Source organism: Flavobacterium praedii (assembly GCF_026810365.1).
Lineage (GTDB): Bacteria > Bacteroidota > Bacteroidia > Flavobacteriales > Flavobacteriaceae > Flavobacterium > Flavobacterium praedii.
In genome coordinates this window covers 1,193,739-1,211,969 of the sequence record NZ_CP113948.1, presented here as the reverse complement: position 1 = coordinate 1,211,969, position 18,231 = coordinate 1,193,739, and the positions used below count along the sequence as shown (strand labels likewise).

General features: G+C 31.6%; 14 protein-coding genes. All 14 read right to left on the bottom strand.

Annotation, left to right across the window (positions count from 1 at the left end; genetic code table 11):
- Positions 1-24: 24 nt before the first annotated feature.
- Entirely contained in the window at positions 25-504 is a 480-nt protein-coding gene (locus tag OYT91_RS05205) for a PA2169 family four-helix-bundle protein (protein ID WP_281239790.1), read from the bottom strand.
- A 120-nt stretch (positions 505-624) separates the two neighbouring features.
- A complete protein-coding gene (locus OYT91_RS05200) occupies positions 625-3,021 on the bottom strand; it encodes a glycosyltransferase (RefSeq protein ID WP_281239789.1) in 2,397 nt (798 codons plus the stop codon).
- Entirely contained in the window at positions 3,011-4,054 is a 1,044-nt protein-coding gene (locus OYT91_RS05195) for a glycoside hydrolase family 130 protein (protein ID WP_281239788.1), read from the bottom strand. The genes OYT91_RS05200 and OYT91_RS05195 overlap by 11 nt, the downstream gene beginning before the upstream one ends.
- Positions 4,055-4,535: 481 nt before the next feature.
- Entirely contained in the window at positions 4,536-5,990 is a 1,455-nt protein-coding gene (locus OYT91_RS05190; RefSeq protein ID WP_281239787.1) for an OmpA family protein, read from the bottom strand.
- Between the two features lie 190 nt (positions 5,991-6,180).
- On the bottom strand, positions 6,181-7,326 hold the full coding sequence (locus tag OYT91_RS05185) for an AI-2E family transporter (RefSeq protein ID WP_281239786.1): 1,146 nt from the start codon (positions 7,324-7,326) through the stop codon (positions 6,181-6,183).
- Positions 7,327-7,399: 73 nt separating this feature from the next.
- The gene (locus tag OYT91_RS05180) at positions 7,400-7,660 is read right to left on the bottom strand and encodes an NAD(P)H-dependent oxidoreductase (protein ID WP_281239785.1); all 261 of its coding nucleotides are present in this window, start codon (positions 7,658-7,660) and stop codon (positions 7,400-7,402) included.
- A 37-nt stretch (positions 7,661-7,697) separates the two neighbouring features.
- Positions 7,698-7,871, bottom strand: a complete 174-nt coding sequence (locus OYT91_RS05175; RefSeq protein ID WP_281239784.1) for a hypothetical protein — start codon at positions 7,869-7,871, stop codon at positions 7,698-7,700.
- Between the two features lie 28 nt (positions 7,872-7,899).
- Positions 7,900-8,373 carry a Dps family protein gene (locus OYT91_RS05170; RefSeq protein ID WP_269222750.1) on the bottom strand — a complete coding sequence of 158 codons (474 nt, stop codon included), beginning with the start codon at positions 8,371-8,373 and terminating at the stop codon, positions 7,900-7,902.
- Positions 8,374-8,937: 564 nt separating this feature from the next.
- A complete protein-coding gene (locus OYT91_RS05165) occupies positions 8,938-9,132 on the bottom strand; it encodes a hypothetical protein (protein ID WP_269222751.1) in 195 nt (64 codons plus the stop codon).
- Between the two features lie 44 nt (positions 9,133-9,176).
- Positions 9,177-9,527: a hypothetical protein gene (locus OYT91_RS05160; RefSeq protein ID WP_281239783.1), complete on the bottom strand. Its 351-nt coding sequence runs from the start codon at positions 9,525-9,527 to the stop codon at positions 9,177-9,179.
- A 12-nt stretch (positions 9,528-9,539) separates the two neighbouring features.
- Positions 9,540-9,974, bottom strand: coding sequence for a response regulator (locus OYT91_RS05155; protein ID WP_269222753.1), 435 nt, complete (start codon positions 9,972-9,974; stop codon positions 9,540-9,542).
- Positions 9,971-12,925, bottom strand: coding sequence for a PAS domain S-box protein (locus tag OYT91_RS05150; protein WP_281239782.1), 2,955 nt, complete (start codon positions 12,923-12,925; stop codon positions 9,971-9,973). Before OYT91_RS05150 ends, OYT91_RS05155 begins: the two co-directional genes overlap by 4 nt.
- A 59-nt stretch (positions 12,926-12,984) precedes the next feature.
- A complete protein-coding gene (locus OYT91_RS05145; RefSeq protein WP_269224628.1) occupies positions 12,985-13,530 on the bottom strand; it encodes a helix-turn-helix domain-containing protein in 546 nt (181 codons plus the stop codon).
- Between the two features lie 185 nt (positions 13,531-13,715).
- A complete protein-coding gene (locus tag OYT91_RS05140; protein WP_281239781.1) occupies positions 13,716-18,155 on the bottom strand; it encodes a CheR family methyltransferase in 4,440 nt (1,479 codons plus the stop codon).
- Between the last annotated feature and the right edge of the window lie 76 nt (positions 18,156-18,231).

Below are 18,231 nucleotides of genomic sequence, written 5' to 3'. Positions count from 1 at the left end.
ACCCTAGTTTATGAAGAGTATTGTTTAGGCATCTAAGTTGAATCTTCTACAGGTTACCAATAAATCGCCAAGACCTTTTAAAGTATCATGCTCTTTTTTTATGGATTGATGTTGTGCATGTAATATATTTTGGTGTTTTGGAGATAAATGCGCTGTGTTATTACGCAATACGGCCAGGTATTTTTTTAGGGTAATATCAGCATCATATTCACATCGATTTAGTAGATCTTCCCGATCATTAATTTTGAATTTTAAATTGATTTGCAACCAAATTCGGGAAAAATATATTTTGACTGAGGAGTTTTTTGATGGTTTTCCTCCTAATTTTTGAACTTCAGAAACCAATTCAGCTGTGCATCTTTGGCTTTTTTCTTGAAACCCAAGAAACAATATTATTAAGTCGGATTCATTCGTTTGCTTTGATGCTTTTATATAACTTTCAAACCGATTGTTATTGATTCCGATAAAAGTATTTAAAACACTAATAGATTTTTTTGTATTCATCGAATTCAAATTAAGGTTATTATTGAAAATTAGAAATGCTATTTATTAATAGACAAAGTTCAATACTTTAGCTTCTCTAAATGTTTCATAATTTTTAGTGAATTTTATAATATTTACATATTAAACCAAAAGTTTTGGACGACTTAATTTCAATGTTGTTTCTTTTTTAATTTGGCTTAAAGTCTGCAATTTTATAGATCTTCTATTGTTTTTTTCAATAGCCAAACGTGCCATCAAATAGCTTACTGTTGATTCTGCACCTTGATTTAAATTAACATAAGTATCTTCTAGACCATCGTAGCATCCACCTGTACAAGGATTATAAATGATTTGATGTAAATGGTTATTTCCCAAAAACCAACTGAAAGCAATTTTCATTTTTTGACTATATTCCTTGTTATTGAAAGCAATAGAAAATTTGCTTAGCGCCAATATTGTATAGGCAACATCAATAGGTTGCTCTCCTCCAATTACTTGTTTGTCAGTGTTGTCTTCTTTGAGCAACCATCCTTTATTAGATATTACTTTAATACTGTTTTCTTTGAATATTTTACTCAAAAGAAAATCAAAAGAAATTTTAGCGACCGTTTTGTAGGTAGTATCACCAGTACTTAAATACGCACAAAGCATTGCTTCGGGTAAAATGCTGTTGCCATAAGTTAAATAACTTTCAAACCAAATCCAATTGGAATTAGATTCGTGTTTGTACATCTCAACCATTCTATTGGCCAGTTTTTTTATTATTCCAATATTAGTAGTTGATTTCTCTTTGGAATTTGCATAGTACAGTCCTTTTATTATAAATGCCATTGCTCTAGTCGAATGAATTTTTGTTAAATTTACTGTTGCATGAAGTAAAGTTGATTTTGCATTTTCTACCAATGTTATTGGTAAAATTGATCCCAAAGAAATCAAATATCCTAAAGCCCAAATTGCCCTTCCATTAGAATCTTCCAGATTGGTCTCGTTGTTTTGTTCCGTGAAATCACCATCTTCATCTACATAATTTAGAAAACTACCATTTTCTTGCAAACATGATTTAATGAAATTTAAATATATTTTGATATAATCTAAATCTGTTTTGTCTTTTGTTAATTCAAAGTGTTCACAAATAGCCACCATGGCACGGGCATTGTCATCTATAGTATATCCTGATTCAATGTCGGGTTGGTTGATAATCGAAAATTGAATCATACCAAAATCCGTGGTCAATTTTTTGATATGATCTAAATTGATTTCTGGAATTTTATATTCTAAATTCATGTTTTTATTTCCTGTTTTTTCGAATAATAAAGCATGGGCAATGGCGGAGTTCTCCCAGGCAGTAGGCGCAATCTTATGAAGTCCTTTTGAACTTATATTATTTCTCAAATTTTTATCTAATAACAAATGGTTGACTTCCTCACCTAATTGTTTAGAATTTCCAAAATCAATTATGATTCCAGCACCATCACTTAATACTTCAGAAGCATGCGGTATAGGTGTAGAAATAATGGGACAACCACAACTAATTGCATAGGAGAATGTTCCGCTCACAGCCTGATTTGGATCATTTGATGTAAATAAATAAATATCTGTTAGTTGCAAAAAATCTAAAAGTTGGGTTAAAGGCAAAAATGTATTTACAAACAATACATGATTTTGTAGTTGTAACGTTTCAATTTTGGCCTCTAACATCGTTCTGTATTTTTCACCTTCTTCTTTCATGACCGAAGGATGTGTTTTTCCAATTATTAAAAACAAAACATTTTCATTTTTTTTGATAATGCTTGGCATGGCATCTAGAGTTGTTTCGATACTTTTTCCGGAACTTAAAAGACCGAAAGTAGAAAGCACTTTTTTTCCAGACAAATTATATTCTGCTTTCAAAAGTTCTTTGTCAGAATGGGGTACTAGGTGAGTTCCATGAGCTATTACTGTTATTTTATTGGGATCCACTTCATAATCATTTTTTAAAATTTGTTCTGCAGAATGGGTCATGACAATTATTGAATGAGCCAATTGGGCTATCACTTGTACATTTACTTTAAATGAGCTGTCAGGATTAGGTAGAACAGTGTGAAATACAATAATTACAGGTTTTGTAATTTTGTATAAAAACTGTATCAAATTAGCCTCGTTTTTTCTAAAAAATCCAAATTCATGTTGTATCAATACCATTTTAATCGAACTATTTGCATTTATCTTTTCAGATAAATTATAAAAAGCATTTGGTTGATCCGTATTCAGGATATATTTTATGGGTTCTTGATAGTGATGTCTTTCAGTATCTGTTTCTAATGCACATATTTTTATGTCGAAAGAATTTTTAAATTTATTATTTAATGCTTTAATCAAATCTTGTGAATAGGTTGCAATGCCACATTCTCTTGGAGGAAAAGAGGTAATGAACAAAATTTCTGAAATTTTCTTAGAACTTTCAAGTACCAAATGATTAGTAACAGTTGATCTAATTTCTGTACTTACTAATCCAACTGGAAGCATAGTACTATTTTGTGCGGGAATTCTATTTCTCATTTTTAAGGGTATTAAGCATTAGTTCTTCTAATAATTTGGATATACTTACAGAGGCCGTACCTATTCGCTCATCAGCGGCTCCGTAATAAATATAAAGGGTATCATTAAATAAAGCAGTTCCAGTAGGAAAGCATACATTATTGACTTCGCCTTTCAATTCCCATATTAATTCAGGTTTAAAAAGGGGATAGGGCAATCTTGCAATCTCTTTCATAGGGTTTTTCAAATCCAATAAAGCAGCACAAGCAGAATAAACAAATCCTTTGATTGTATCTTGAACTCCATGATAAATAATAAGCCAGCCTAATTTTGTTTCAATAGGCGGACAACCACCACCAATATAGCTAGCTTCATGTTCGTATTTGGGCTTCATTACGATGCATTCATCAAATTTGATAAAATAGTTTTTCCAAAATTGAGGATTCAATTCCTCTAAACTTTTTACAGCAACAACAATTTGAACATCTGGTTTTATACGATGCAGAAAAACGTATTTATCATCTATTTTTCTAGGAAATAATATGATGTTTTTATCCCACATCAATACTTTTTCACCTTGTTTTTTAGTTACTCCTTCATGATTATTATATCGAAAGTATTTTTCGTTTATTTTATTGTTTGATGTAATTGCATTAAATTCATCGTAGGTAATTTGAGGGACTATTATTCCTTTTTTGTCCCAGTTCACTAAATCAGTCGATGTTGCCATTGTTCCCAATGCATTTACACCATCATAAGCTGTATAAGAGAGATAATAAATATTTTCAATTTTTACAATTCTAGGGTCTTCTAAACCATGGGATTCATAACTGAATTCTGAAACAATTACAGGAGCAATATCCCTTATTTCAACAGATAAAGGTCCTTTGAGTTTGCAATATCCTATACTGGAAAAATTCCCTAAACTGACCGCTCTGTAAAAAAGATGAACGTAATCACCATCTCTTATTATTGCAGGATTCAATACTCCTTCATTCTCAAAATTAAGTTCAGTTTTTTGTATAAGGATACCTTCTTTTTTTACTGCTATCATGATTTTATATTTGGCTTAATGCATAAAGTTTAGATATATAAAGGTCAATATATAGTACTCAAAATTCTTACAATACTTTTATTTTAAATTATATTATTTACAGTTTTATAAATAGTTATATACACATGGCAAATGAATAGAATGATTTTTTTCTTTAGAAAAGTATTTTATATCAATAGAAAAGGGCTGTTGTTTCCAACAGCCCCCTTCGCCCCAAACCTACTTTATATTAAAAAATGAATTCTTATTTACTTATATTATATTCAAAATACGATTGTAAATGTGTTCCTTATTATAGTGTAAATCGTATTGCTTTTACAATTTTATTACACTGCAAAGATCTATTTATACAGCTGATCAGGATTACAATTTTATTTTTATAAGTTATAGAATTAACAGATTTTAATTTCTTTTAAAAAAAAAGAGACTGTTTGTTAGAACAGCCCCCTTTAAAAAAAAAATATTTAAACCAATTAAATTTTTAGTATGTTGTTTTCAACTCAACTCTTCTGTTTTTAGCACGACCCAAAGCAGTTTTGTTACTTGCTATTGGTTTACCTTCCCCAAATCCTAAAGCAAGCAATCTTGACTCAGGAATACCTTTGCTTATAAGATATTGTTTTACAGAATCCATACGTTCTTGAGATAGTTTGATGTTGTAAGCATCACTACCATTACTATCAGTATGACCTTCAATTTGTAATTTGGTTCCATCATAACGGTTTAAGATAAGTACCAACTCGTTTAACTCAACATAAGATGAAGTTTTTAGCTTAGCACTGGCATTTTCAAAGAAAATTTTACCTGCGATATAAGCTATTCTTTTAACATCTTTGGGAGCAATTTCAGGACATCCTTTGTTTATAATGTTTCCTTTTACTGTTGGACAACGGTCATCAATATCAGCAACACCATCTCCATCAGTGTCAGGACAACCTTTTAATGCGATTGGACCAGCAATATCAGGACAACGGTCTTCACTGTTAACCACACCGTCTTTGTCATTATCCATAGGGCAACCAGCAGCATTTACTTGTTGACCTGCCGGTGTATTTGGACATTTATCATCAATATCTGCAACACCATCATTATCAGCATCAGGACATCCTGCTAAAGCAACTGGGCCAGCCGCATCTGGACAACGGTCTTTTGCATCTGCTACACCGTCTTTATCTCTATCTGGACAACCATTCAATGTAGCAACTCCTGCAACATCTGGACATTCATCTAAATAATCTGCAACTCCATCATTGTCTTTGTCTAGTGGACAACCGTTTTTGTCTACAGCTATACCTGTTGGAGTATCTGGACATTTGTCATTTCTATCTGAAACACCATCCTTATCGGCATCTTTTTTCTCCCCTAAGTTGAATGACAATCCAACTGTATGCATCAAAAAGGAATCTTTACTTCCTCCAGTAACACCATCTCTATCATCACCATCTGTAAACATAAAAGTTTCTTGTATATTAAGCATTACAATTGGACTCAATCTGAACGTTAATCCACCACCCGCTGTTGGTAACAGGTAATCGATTTTTTTACTATTTACATCTAGTTTTTTATCAAAAAGCATAACTCCTAAACCACCAAATACATAAGGTCTAACCACGTATTCTGGATTCAAAAAATTAATTTTTAAGTTCAATGCAAGTGATGAAAATTCACTATTGAAATAACCATCGGGACGGTTATAAGCAACAGTTCCTTTATTTGCAGCTAAGTTCAAATCAAAATATTTTCCTAAATATCTTGAAACAGACAAACCTCCAACTCCATAAAACGTCATATCGGTTTTATAAAAATCATTTCCTAGGTCTCCGTTATACTGTGTTGCACCACCTGATATTCCAATATTCCATTTTCGGTCTTCGGTTTGTGCATTCATAATAAATGTAAATGCTAAGCACGTACATAAAAATAGTAATTTTTTCATTTTGTGTTTTTGTTAAATTATTTAGACAAAGGTCATTCAGATATCAAGCTTTGTAGTTACAAAACTTTTGTTAAATGTTGCATCATTCACACCTTTGCAAAAGGCATAGTATTACGATTTTAGTTTAATATGCAATGGGAATTGTTGAGAAAATTAAGGGTAGTGCTGAAAATGTTTTTTTTTAGAACAATTATATCTGTTTAGTATTTTTTTTAATTTTAAAAAAAGACCTTAATTTCTTTAATAAAATTGAATTTGAAGGTTTACTTGTTTCAATTTCTCCAATCAAAAATCCGTATGGCTGTAATGCTTCAACATGATCGCAGATAATTTTTAACATAGCCGTTAATGGTATGGCCAAAATAATTCCTGGTATTCCCCATAAAAGTTCCCCTAATACCAATGCAATAATGGTAAATAAAGGATTAATTTTTACTTGAGGTCCAAGCATTAAAGGTTCAAGTAACCAGCCTTGTATGAATTGAACAATTCCATAGGTAATAACAATACCTCCCAAAAGGGCAAGATTTCCTCCATGCATAGCAGCAATCAAAACAGTAAGTGACGTTCCAGTGATGTTGCCCACAAAAGGAACAATTTCTAAAAATCCGCAAAGTATAGCAAAAAAGAATGCGTTTTCTAAACCGATGAAACTAAAACCTGCATAGTACATAATCCATAAACAAAAAATCATTTTTGAAAGTCCAACCAAATATTGTTGGGATACATTTGCAATCTTATGCAAAATTAGCTCCATTGATTTTTGTTCTGAAATGGCGGTGAGTTTTAATATAAATTGCTTAATATGGGAACGATAATACAATAAAAATAAAAAATAAGCTGTAACCAAAATGATATTGGTAACAATTATAACTAGTGAACCCAATAGAATTTGTACTATACTGGTATACGATGGCTTTTCTTCATTTAGGATTTTAAATTGTTCATCAATTGAAATATTAAAATGATTGAAAATGTATTTTTGAAGATAAGCAACAGTATCTACAGCTTTTTCTTTTAAGAGTGCAACATCATTAATTACTTCGGATATTTTCCAACTAAGGAGCGTGATTAATCCCAAAACAACCAGTAATAATGCCAAAAAACATAGAAAAACTGCTAATCCTTTTGGAAATTTCTTTTTCTCTAGCCAATTGCAAAAAGGTAAAAATAAAGTGGCCAAAATTCCTCCAATTACAAAAGGCATTAAAAATACTTGGCCATAATATAAGGCAGCAATGATAAGAAATAACAAAAATATTTTCTTTGAGACAGTTGTTGAAGAGGTGGTCATTTTTCTAGTATTTATAGTAAGATTTAATAGGGTTGGAGTCATTTTAAATGAAAATTCGAGTGTTATCTTGCCTGAAAATTCACGCGTGATAACACTCGAATTGTTGTTTTTATTTTTAAAATTGAATTACATCCGATGGATACAACTCTTTTTTAACCAATTTAATGGAACAAAGTAATTTTTTAATAAAAATAGCTGCTGGTTTTTCTTGAAATTGTAATTGTTCTTCAAATAATGGAAAATTATAGGTTTTTAAATCTACTATTTCAACTGTAGCTAATTTGTGTTCAACTACAAACTTTTTCAAGTACAATGCAACAGTATTACTTTTTCGATCAGTCCTGATACTTGAGGATATAATTGAAATATGATACATGTCTATTATTTTTAAAGATTATATGATAAATTGATTTCTAGAGATTTTTTGCCTTTTCCGTAAAAGCAATATTTGATTTTTTGAAATCAGCTGTTTTAAAATCAATTTGTAAAACACATGAATCACCTGCTCCATTTTTGGGAACCGTAATTTTCCCTACTTTGCAATTACTTTTAGAACTGGACATCAATTTTTCTTCTACTTTTTTCATTTTAATAATTTTAAACTTTAGTATTGTACTAACTCAAATATCGCCTAAGTATCCAAGCCATAGTTTCATGTTCTTCCATCAATCCAGTCATAAAATCAGCCGAACCAGCATCTTTATTTTCTACAGAACACACTTTAATATCTTCTCTCAATTGAACAATTACAGTTTCTTGGTCTTCTAACAGTTCAAGAATCATATCTTTTTGTGAAGGATACTGATTTGGATTTTCTTTGAGTCTGGTTAGTTCCGAAAACTCTTTCATAGTACCAATTGTTTTACCGCCCAATTTACTGATGCGTTCTGCAATTTCATCAATTGATGCTTCCAATTGTTTGTATTGGTTTTCGAATAATTTATGCAATTCCATAAAACTATTACCCGATACATTCCAATGAAATTTTCTAATTTTAATGTACAGTGTCATTTCATCTGCCAAAATTGAAGATAGAAATGCAATGCTTTTTTGTAAATTTTGTTTACTAATTCCAATTTGTGGTTCCATATTTTCTTGTGTTTTATATTTGTTAATTTAATTTTTCTGATTTAGTCAATCCAAATTCAGAAAATAGTACAACACAAAGATGGTAACTTGAGAAGGAAATTGGGTTACATAACTTTTGATAATAATTATAGAATTTACAGTTCTTTGGGCTGTTTAATTTGTTTAAAATCAATATTTTGTGATTTATGATAAACTAAAACAAAACTGAATAGAAGTAGAATAGAAGATGTTAAAGAGAACTAGTATTGTTATTTTAAAGTAGAAAAAATAGTAGGTTGCTAAATTCCATTAGCTAGACCAAGACGGTCATTCATTATTAGAATTTAAATTTTATGGGAATGAATTACAAGTGTTTAGGTGACAAATTTGGAAGTGTAAATAGTTCAAAAAAGAAATACAATCACTGATTAATGGGTATCAAGCTCGTGTACCATTTCGTTGGTCATAGACGGAAGGTTGGAAAACTTCTATGTTCTTGATGCCATTGTGCCAACCTGGCAAATCAGAAAAAGTATTTTTTTTATTGCCATTTATTTTTGAGGAAGTGGTAATAAGTTGACAAATTTATGATTCATCTTTTGTGGTTCGGATTAAACTAATGCCAGCCATAAAGAAAACCGTTCCCAAAACACCAAAAATAACAAGTGCTTTTATATCTCTGTCACTTCCTGATGTATTAGTAAATATAACTGCATCATAGATTAGTCCTCCAATTCCTAGAGCTGTCAATAATGCACCAAAAATTCTTTTGATATTCATAATTTTAATTTTTAAATAATTTATAGGCGTTTGTACTTTTGTTTTTATTCTTGTAGATCTTCATCCAAATCGTTGTGATCATCTCCACCTAAACTGTAATAGTTGTTTTCTTCATCTTCATTACCAATTTCTTCTTGAATATCGTCTAGTTCCGAACCTGGAATATCTAAATCACTACCTGTTTTATCGTCATTGAAATCTTTCTCATTTCTTTTTTCAACGGGTTGGATTTTTTGGATTTCTTTCATTTTAGAAATATCCTCCGGATCTACATCAGATTCTTTGTGTAATTGGTTATAAATATCTTCAGTTTCCGGATAATCTGATAATGTATAAGGTTCTTCTTTTTCTTTAGGAAGAATACCTTGTTTTGAATTTTGTGCTTTATTTTTCATTTTAAATGTTTTTTACATTCTTTCCATATACCAATTAAGTTCTTTTTTAATTTTTCTAAATTCAAAAAGCGAGGAAATTATTTTTTGCAAACGCACAAATGCAGTTTCACTTTTTACTACATAATCATAGGCTTGATGGTGCATACAATCAATTGCAACTTCTATTTTATCTTGTGAGGATAACATGATGACCGCAATTTCAGAATTATATGCTTTTATTTTATCCAAAGTATCAATACCGTTTATTGCATTCAAATCAATTCCATCCAAATGGTAATCCAAAATAATTACATCGGGATTGTTGGCTAGATTAGCCAAGCAAAGTTCTCCAGTAGAGTAGGTTTCTATATCAAAATCGGCATGATCCAAGAACTCAATTTCCAGAGATTTTAAGAACAAAGCATCATCATCAACCAAGAACAGTTTTATTTTATTGGTGGTATTCATTTTATTGATTTTTTTAATATTTCTAATTCTAGCTCTAATTCTTTGCAGGCTTGTAGGCATACATTCTCAAGTTGCAAAACCATATCTTCCATTTCTTCATTTTTTTGCTGAATAACTACAAATTTCTGAATTTTTTTTGCCATAATTTCAAAATCGGAATGAATTCCCATAATTGAAAAAGAAGGAATCATTTTGTGAATGGCGGCATTTAGCAAACTCCAATCTTGATTCAATAAGCTTTTTTTCAAGGTATTGATGAGTTCTGGTGTTTGTTGCAAATAAAGGCCAATCATTTCGATCATCAATTTAGGATTGGATTTTGTACGATGATTCAAATAATCTAGATTAATGCATTTTTCTCTTTCAACAATTGTGATTTCAGGAGTTTTATTCGTATTTACTATTGAATTTTGTGGCTTTTGAATCAAACTTACAATTTTACTATACAAAACTCTTTCGTCAATAGGTTTTGCAATGTAATCATTCATGCCAACAGCTTTGCATTTTGCCAAATCTACCGTAGTTACATCTGCAGTTAATGCAATGATTGGAATAGTCAATTTCAACGTTGTCCGAATGTATTCTGTGGCTTCAAAACCATTCATTTCAGGCATTTGTAAGTCCATCAATACAATGTCATATTGATTTGTTTTGAGTTTTTCGATGGCAATTTTTCCGTTTTCAGCAATGTCTCGTTCAAATCCGAAATCATCCAATACTGTTTTCATTAATAACTGATTCAGAGCCATATCTTCTACTACCAATACTCTAATACCTTTAATTTTATTATCCAATTCCATGATTTCGTTTTCTATAGCTGCTTCTTTTTTTGTTTTTAGAAAAGGTAAAGTAAAACTAAAACGAGAATACTCATTTATTTTACTTTTAACACTAATACTGCCCCCTTGCGATTCTACCAATTGTTTTACAATAGCGAGTCCAAGTCCGGTTCCTCCATATAATCGGGAAGTTCCGCTTGATGCCTGCTGAAAATTTTCAAAAATCCGATCAATTTTATTGTCCGAAATTCCTATCCCTGTATCATTAACGGCAAATTCAATTATGACTTTTTCGTCATCTTCAAACATTAAATGAACACTTACGGTAATAACACCTTTATTTGTAAATTTGACTGCATTACTTACTAAATTTAAAATAATTTGATGCAATCTAACCGGATCACCCAATAAAACTTCCGGAATATTGTTATCATAATCCGATACTAATTTTAAGTTTTTTTCTTGGATTTTGGTTTCAAATAAATGAAGCATCGAGGATAATGATTTTTGTATTTTAAATGGAGTTTGTTCAAACGTCATTTTACCAGCATCTACCTTTGCTAAATCCAAGATGTCATTTATCAGTACAATTAGAGCATCACCACTCATTTTTATTGCCATCAGATATTCTTTTTGCTTGGCGGTTAATTCTGTTTTCAAAACTACTTTTGTAAAACCAATTATTGCATTCATTGGAGTCCGAATTTCATGACTCATATTTGATAGAAATTGCTGTTTAGCTTTTACTGCATTTTCGGCAATTTGTGTAGCAGATTCTGCTTTACTCTTAGCTTCTTCGGCAAGTGCTGTAGCTAATTCTGCAAAAACCTTAGCTTCAAATAATTCTGTTGCAATTCTTTTTTGTTCCGTAATATCTCTGGCAACCATCACAGCGCCTACAACATTTCCTAAATCATCTTTGTATACCGAACCGTTGAACAACACATCGGTAAATTTTCCATCCATGATGGTTAATGGATAATCAACAACAAAACCTTTTGAAAAAACTTTTTTATATCCTTCTCGTGCTTTTTGGGGCTCGGTGAAATAATCAAAAAAATCGGAACTTATAAGATTTTCACGTGATACACCGGTTACTTGTACAGTTGCATCATTAGTATCCGTAATTTTCCCTTTAGGTGAAATGGTAAATAAAGGATCCCGACTGGCTTCAATTAAACTCAAAGAATATTGGGAAGCTAATTTGAGCGAATAACTATGTGCCTCTAATTCTTTGTTGGCAATTTCACGTTTTTCTTTTTCTTTATTTTGAAATTCGAGTTCAAGATCTGCAATAACGAGTTCGGCAGCTCTATTTTCTTTCTCACCTGTTTGAAAAACAAGCTCTTTATTGGCTATATATAATTCGTCTGCTCGTTTTTCTTTTTCGTCATTTTGAAAAGCTAATTCTTTATTTGCAATAACTAATTCTGCAGCTCTTTTTTCTTTTACTTTATTTTGATAGGCCAATTCTTCATTGGCAATGACCAATTCTGCGGCTCTATTTTCTTTTTCATCATTTTGATAGGCTAACTCTTTATTGGCAATAAATAATTCTGCTGCACGTTTTTCTTTTTCTTCATTTTGAAAAGCCAATTCTTTATTAGCAATGCCTAATTCATCGGCTCGTTTCTCTTTTTCATCATTCTGGAAAGCCAGTTCTTTGTTGGCAATACCTAATTCTGCCGCGCGTTTTTCTTTTTCTTCATTTTGAAAAGCCAATTCTTTATTGGCAATGCCTAATTCATCGGCACGTTTCTCTTTTTCATCATTTTGAAAAGCCAATTCTTTGTTCGCATTTCGCAATTCTAATGCCCATTTTTGCTCGGCAATGTCTCGGGCCACTATTACAATTCCTTTTATATTTCCTTGATTATCTTTATAAACAGATCCATTAAAGAGAACTTCAGTTAATGTACCATTGATATGACGTAAGGTAAGTGGAGAATCTGAAACAGAATTTTTGTCGAAGACTTCTTGATAAACGTCATGGGCTTTGTTGGGTTCTGTAAAATAATTCTTAAAATAAGTACCCGTTAATTCTTCTCTAGATATTCCGGTAATATGCGTCAACGCCTCATTCATATCCGTAATTTTTCCTTCAGTGCTTATGGTTATCAAAGGATCCAAACTGGCTTCAATTAAACTTCTGGCATATTGTGATTCTTGCATGGGGAGGCGTGGTATTGTTTGTTAATTATTAGGATTGGATTTCCAAAACTATGCTTACGTTAATTTCCGATTTCCTCAATTGGGCTTCGTCTTTTGTCTTTTAATTTTTTAAAATGGGTAGGGGATAATCCGGTAACTTTCTTGAACTGACTCGATAAATGCGCTACACTACTGTATCCCATTTTCCAAGCAATTTCGGTGATATTGAGTTCGCCATAAATGATTAACTCTTTGATTCTTTCGGTTTTGTGTGAGATGATAAATTGTTCAATTGTTGTCCCTTGTACTTCCGAAAAAAGATTGGACATATAGGTGTAATCGTGATTTAATTTTTCATGTAAATAGTCCGAAAAATTGATTTTAATATTTTCATCGGTATGGTGAACCAATTCAATGATTACATTTTTTATTTTCTCAATAAGCATGGCTCTTTTGTCATCCATTAATTCTAAACCAGAATCCAATAATGCCAATTTGAGTTGTTCGCGTTGATACATAGAAATAGTTTCCATGATTTCCACTTCGCCTAAATCTACCACTATAAAGTGAAGGCCAAGTTTTTTCAATTCTTCTTTCACTGCCATTTTGCAGCGATTACTTACCATATATTTGATGTATAATTTCAAGTTGTTCTTGTTTAAGAGATAGAGTAAAGGTCGTAAGCAAGTCAAAAAAAGATGTTATACTACTTTATTAATTTGTTGTATAATTCACTGATTATTAATTTATTTATTGCAAGTACATAATGAATAGTTAGTTGTAATTTGATTATTCACTTTTTTACAATGTCCTATTTTTTAGGTATTGATTTCTTGAGTTGCTTAATGATTTTTTCATATAAAAGCTTTTCATCAATTGGCTTAGAGATGTAATCATTCATTCCAACGGTTCTAGATTTTTGAACATCAACAGTGGTTACATCTGCGGTAAGCGCTATAATTGGAATTTTAGATTTCAAAGTATTCCGAATGTAATCTGTGGCCTCAAAACCATTCATTTCGGGCATAAGAATGTCCATTAGGATAATATCATAATTATTTTCTTTTAGTTTTTTTATAGCTACTTTTCCATTTTCGGCAATATCGCATTGGAAACCAAATTCCTCTAAAATGATTTTAATTAATAGTTGGTTTAGTGGTATATCTTCGGCTACTAAAACTTTTATGTTTTCTATTCCTTCAATCGTATGGATACAGTTTTCTGTTTCTAACGGAATTTCGGCACAAAGTTTTTCAAAATCCATAATAAATCCAAAAGTGGAGCCTTTGCCTTCTTTGCTTTTTACAAGTAATGTACCGCCTTGGTGTTCAACAAGTTGTTTGACTATTGCAAGTCCTAAACCTGTGCCTCCGTATAACCTAGAAATTTCGGTAGAGGCTTGCTCAAAATTATCAAAAATATGTTCTAGTTTGTTTTTTGGAATTCCGATACCGGTATCGGTTAGGGTAAATTCAATTGTAGTTTTTTCGGAATCTTCATTCAACATTTTAACACTCAATATAATTTTTCCTTTTGAAGTAAACTTGATTGCATTACTTATTAAATTTAAAATAATTTGACGTAAACGCATACAATCCCCTACAATATATTCTGGAATTCGTTTGTCATATTGTTGCTCTAATTTTATATTTTTCTCAGAACATTTCGATTCAAATAAATAAAAGATATCAGCAATAGATTCTAAAATATTGAAAGACTTTTTGTCAAATGTCATTTTACCAGCATCTACTTTGGCAAGGTCAAGTATGTCATTAATTAAAACAATCAACGCACTTCCTGAAGATTTAATAGCGGTGATAAATTCTTTTTGTTCTTTATTCAAATCGGTTTTTAGGGCCACATTTGTAAAACCAATTATTGCATTCATTGGTGTACGAATCTCATGACTCATATTCGATAAAAATTGTTGCTTCGATTTTAAGGCATTTTCGGCAATCTTAGTTTTTTCTTCTGCAATTCGTCTCGCTTTAATTAATTCGTCTTTCAGATTAACATGTGCCGTTACTTCATAAGCAATTATGGTAACACCCAAAATGGTTTCATCAGCATCAAGATACGGTTGATAAACAAAATTGAAATATACATTTTCTAATTTTCCCTTACGATTCAATGGAATTAAAAGTTCATATCCTTCTTGAGGAATACCTGTAGCGTATACTTCTTGGAGCATTTTCGGAATAGGACCATCTTTTAATTCAGGTAAAACATCAAAAATTGATTTTCCTTCAACTTCATTTCCTTTTCCCCAAAGTTCTTTTATGCTGTCGTTGGCTAGACTAATTACCATTGTTTTTCCTTTTAATATCGCAAAAGAGAAAGGCGATTGCAATAGCATCATGCTGTAACGTTTATTGCTGTCTTCTATAGATTTAATTGCTTTTTTTCCCATCTCAAGCTGTACTTCCAAAACTTTTTTTTCTTTAATTTGGAGTTCAATAGCAAGGTTTCTAACATCGGTAATATCTATGATTGTTAGCACAATTAATTCTTCATTTTCACGAGCTTGAATGATACGATGGGCATTGAGTAACATTATTTTTTTGCCAATAACTGGAAAAACATGCTCAACTTCAAAATCATGAAAGCGGTTGTTTTTAGGGACGATTTCTTCTATTAGCTCTCTTAATTTTTGAATATTCCATTGGTTATTGCCTAATTTGTACAATGATTTCCCAATGCATTCTTCTTCGTTTACATGAAATGTTTTGCAAAATGATTTGTTGGCTGATTTTATTTTTATGTTTTTATCTAAAATAAGTACAGGTTCATGTACTGTTGAAAGTATAGCTTCATTATAATGGTTCAATTCTTCTACTTGCTGAATTCTGGATTGCAATTCCTGATTACTGGATACCAATTCTTCATTGGTCGATTCTATTTCTTCCTTGGACGTTTCTAGTTCTTCATTCAAGCTTTGTAATTCTTCATTACTTGATACAATTTCCTCGTTGGCACTTTGTAATTCTTCATTGGCAGCTTCTTGATCATGCGTAATTGAACCCATATCTGCACGAGCTGCAGCCAGTTCTTCTTCCAATTTTTTTATTCGACGGTCTTTGGCAATCGTATTATTTTGCTGTCCTTTTATAGATTCTTCTTCTGTTTCGTGTTGAATGTATCCTGTAAAAATGACTATCAACAAGGGTTCTTCCCCTTCAATATTAAGAGGAATAGCTTCAATATTCACGATTTGAATGGTATTGTCTATTGGATTCCGATTCATTTCAATTCCCATTTTTCGTATAGGAAGTTTTGTTTTAATGGCATGATGAATGGCATTTCGTAATTCAAATGTGATTTCGATATGTGCCATTTTTAGAATATTAAAACTAGCTTTACCAGGGGAATGTTGCAAATACAAGGAAGTAGATCCTCTAAATTGTAGGATTTCCAAATCATAGTTGATAATTACACTGGCTGGTACATGTTGATCTAATAATACTGCATCAAAAGCGATCCCAATTGTACCGTTTACAGAGGATGGCGTTTTTTTGAAAGTAGCGGTTGGTGTTGTATTTTTATCTGGCATGGTAGTGTGAGAAAGGTGTGAAGTAAGATCTGGAATGGTTCGCAATCCCGAATTTTTTTTTCGAGAATAGAATTTGTATTTTTTATCTAAAATGGTGAAAAGTTGTGCGGTTGTTCCAATAGTTTCTGATTTGCCAAGCATCAAACAGCCTCCATCGTTAAGGGCATAATGAAATGTAGAAATGGCTTTTTTTTGCGCTATCGTGTCCAAATAAATCAACATATTTCTGCAACTAATAAAATCCATTCTTGAAAATGGAGGATCCCGCAAAATATCGTGTTTTGCAAATACACAAACGTCACGAAGCTCTTTTGAAATTCGGTATTTTTTTTTAGATTTTGTAAAAAAACGCTGTAGTCTTTCAGGAGAAACTGTTTGGGTTTGACTGGCAGAATATTCTCCGATTCGAGCAATCCGAATGGCATCTGAACTAAGATCGGAGGCAAAAATTTGAAATGGAATGTTATTGCGATTTTTTTCTTGTATTTCAAACAAAATCATAGCAATAGAATAAACTTCTTCACCAGTTGCGCATGCAGCTACCCATATACGCAATGTTTCTCCCGCTTCTTTAGCCTCCAATAATTTAGGAAAAATAATTTTTTTTAAATACAAAAAAGGCTCAGCATCTCTAAAAAAGGCAGTAACATTAATTAATAAATCTTGATATAGTATTTCAATTTCATTACTTTGATTCGTAAGTATTTCGGAATATTCTTTTAAAGTTTTAATTTTATGAATTAACATCCTACGAAGCATTCGTCTTTTTATGGTATTCATTTTATAGTGACTGAAATCAACCTTTTTGTTTTTATGCAAAAGTTGCAAAATAACCTTCAACTCTGGATTACTATTTTCAATTTCTGTTTCTTGCGTTTTTTTTAAGGGTACAATGATTTGTAAAGGATGCTGACTGATTCGTGTTAGCTCTATTCCAATTTCTTTTGGTGATAAAACAAAATCTACAATACCTTCGGCAATTGCTGATTTGGGCATACTGCTAAACTTAGCTGAATCGTCCTGAGCAAAGGTAATTCCACCTGCTTGCTTAATTTCTTTCAATCCTCTGGTGCCATCATTGGCTGATCCCGATAAAATAATACCAATGACATTTTGATGGTGGGTTTCTGCCAATGAGGAAAAAAGGAGATCAATGGAGAAATTTGAGGTACGGTTAATGGGTCTGGGGACTAGTTTTATATGACCGTCTGTAACTTCGATTTCTTTATCATTTGGAATTACATAAACGTTATTGGGTTTCATCATTTCCATATTGTCAATGACCTGAACCTCCATTTGAGTAACTTTTGACAACAGTACATCGAGTAAGCTTTTATGATCAGGGCTAAGGTGTTGGACATAAATAAAAGCCATACCTGTAGTAGGAGAAATATTTTTAAGTAATTGAGTGACTGCTTCCAGACCACCTGCAGATGCACCTATGGCTACAACTGTAAAAGATTCATTTTTTTTTTCATTTTTAGAAACGCTTTCTTTTTTTGTAAGTGTTTTATTAAATGAAATGTCTTTGTTAAATTTTATAGTGGTTTCTTCAATGGGAGTAAGTAAATCATTGTGGTCTATGTTCTGAATTGATTTCATTGTACCAATATTTACTTTGGAATATAGGACTAAAAAGAAGTTTTCTCTATAGCACATCCCTTTATAGGGAATATCCATACCAAATGTAGTGATAAGCAATGCCAATAACTATTAATAAAGGACTTATCTTTATAAATGAACAAGAATGAAGCGGACGTTAATTTATTGAAAAACA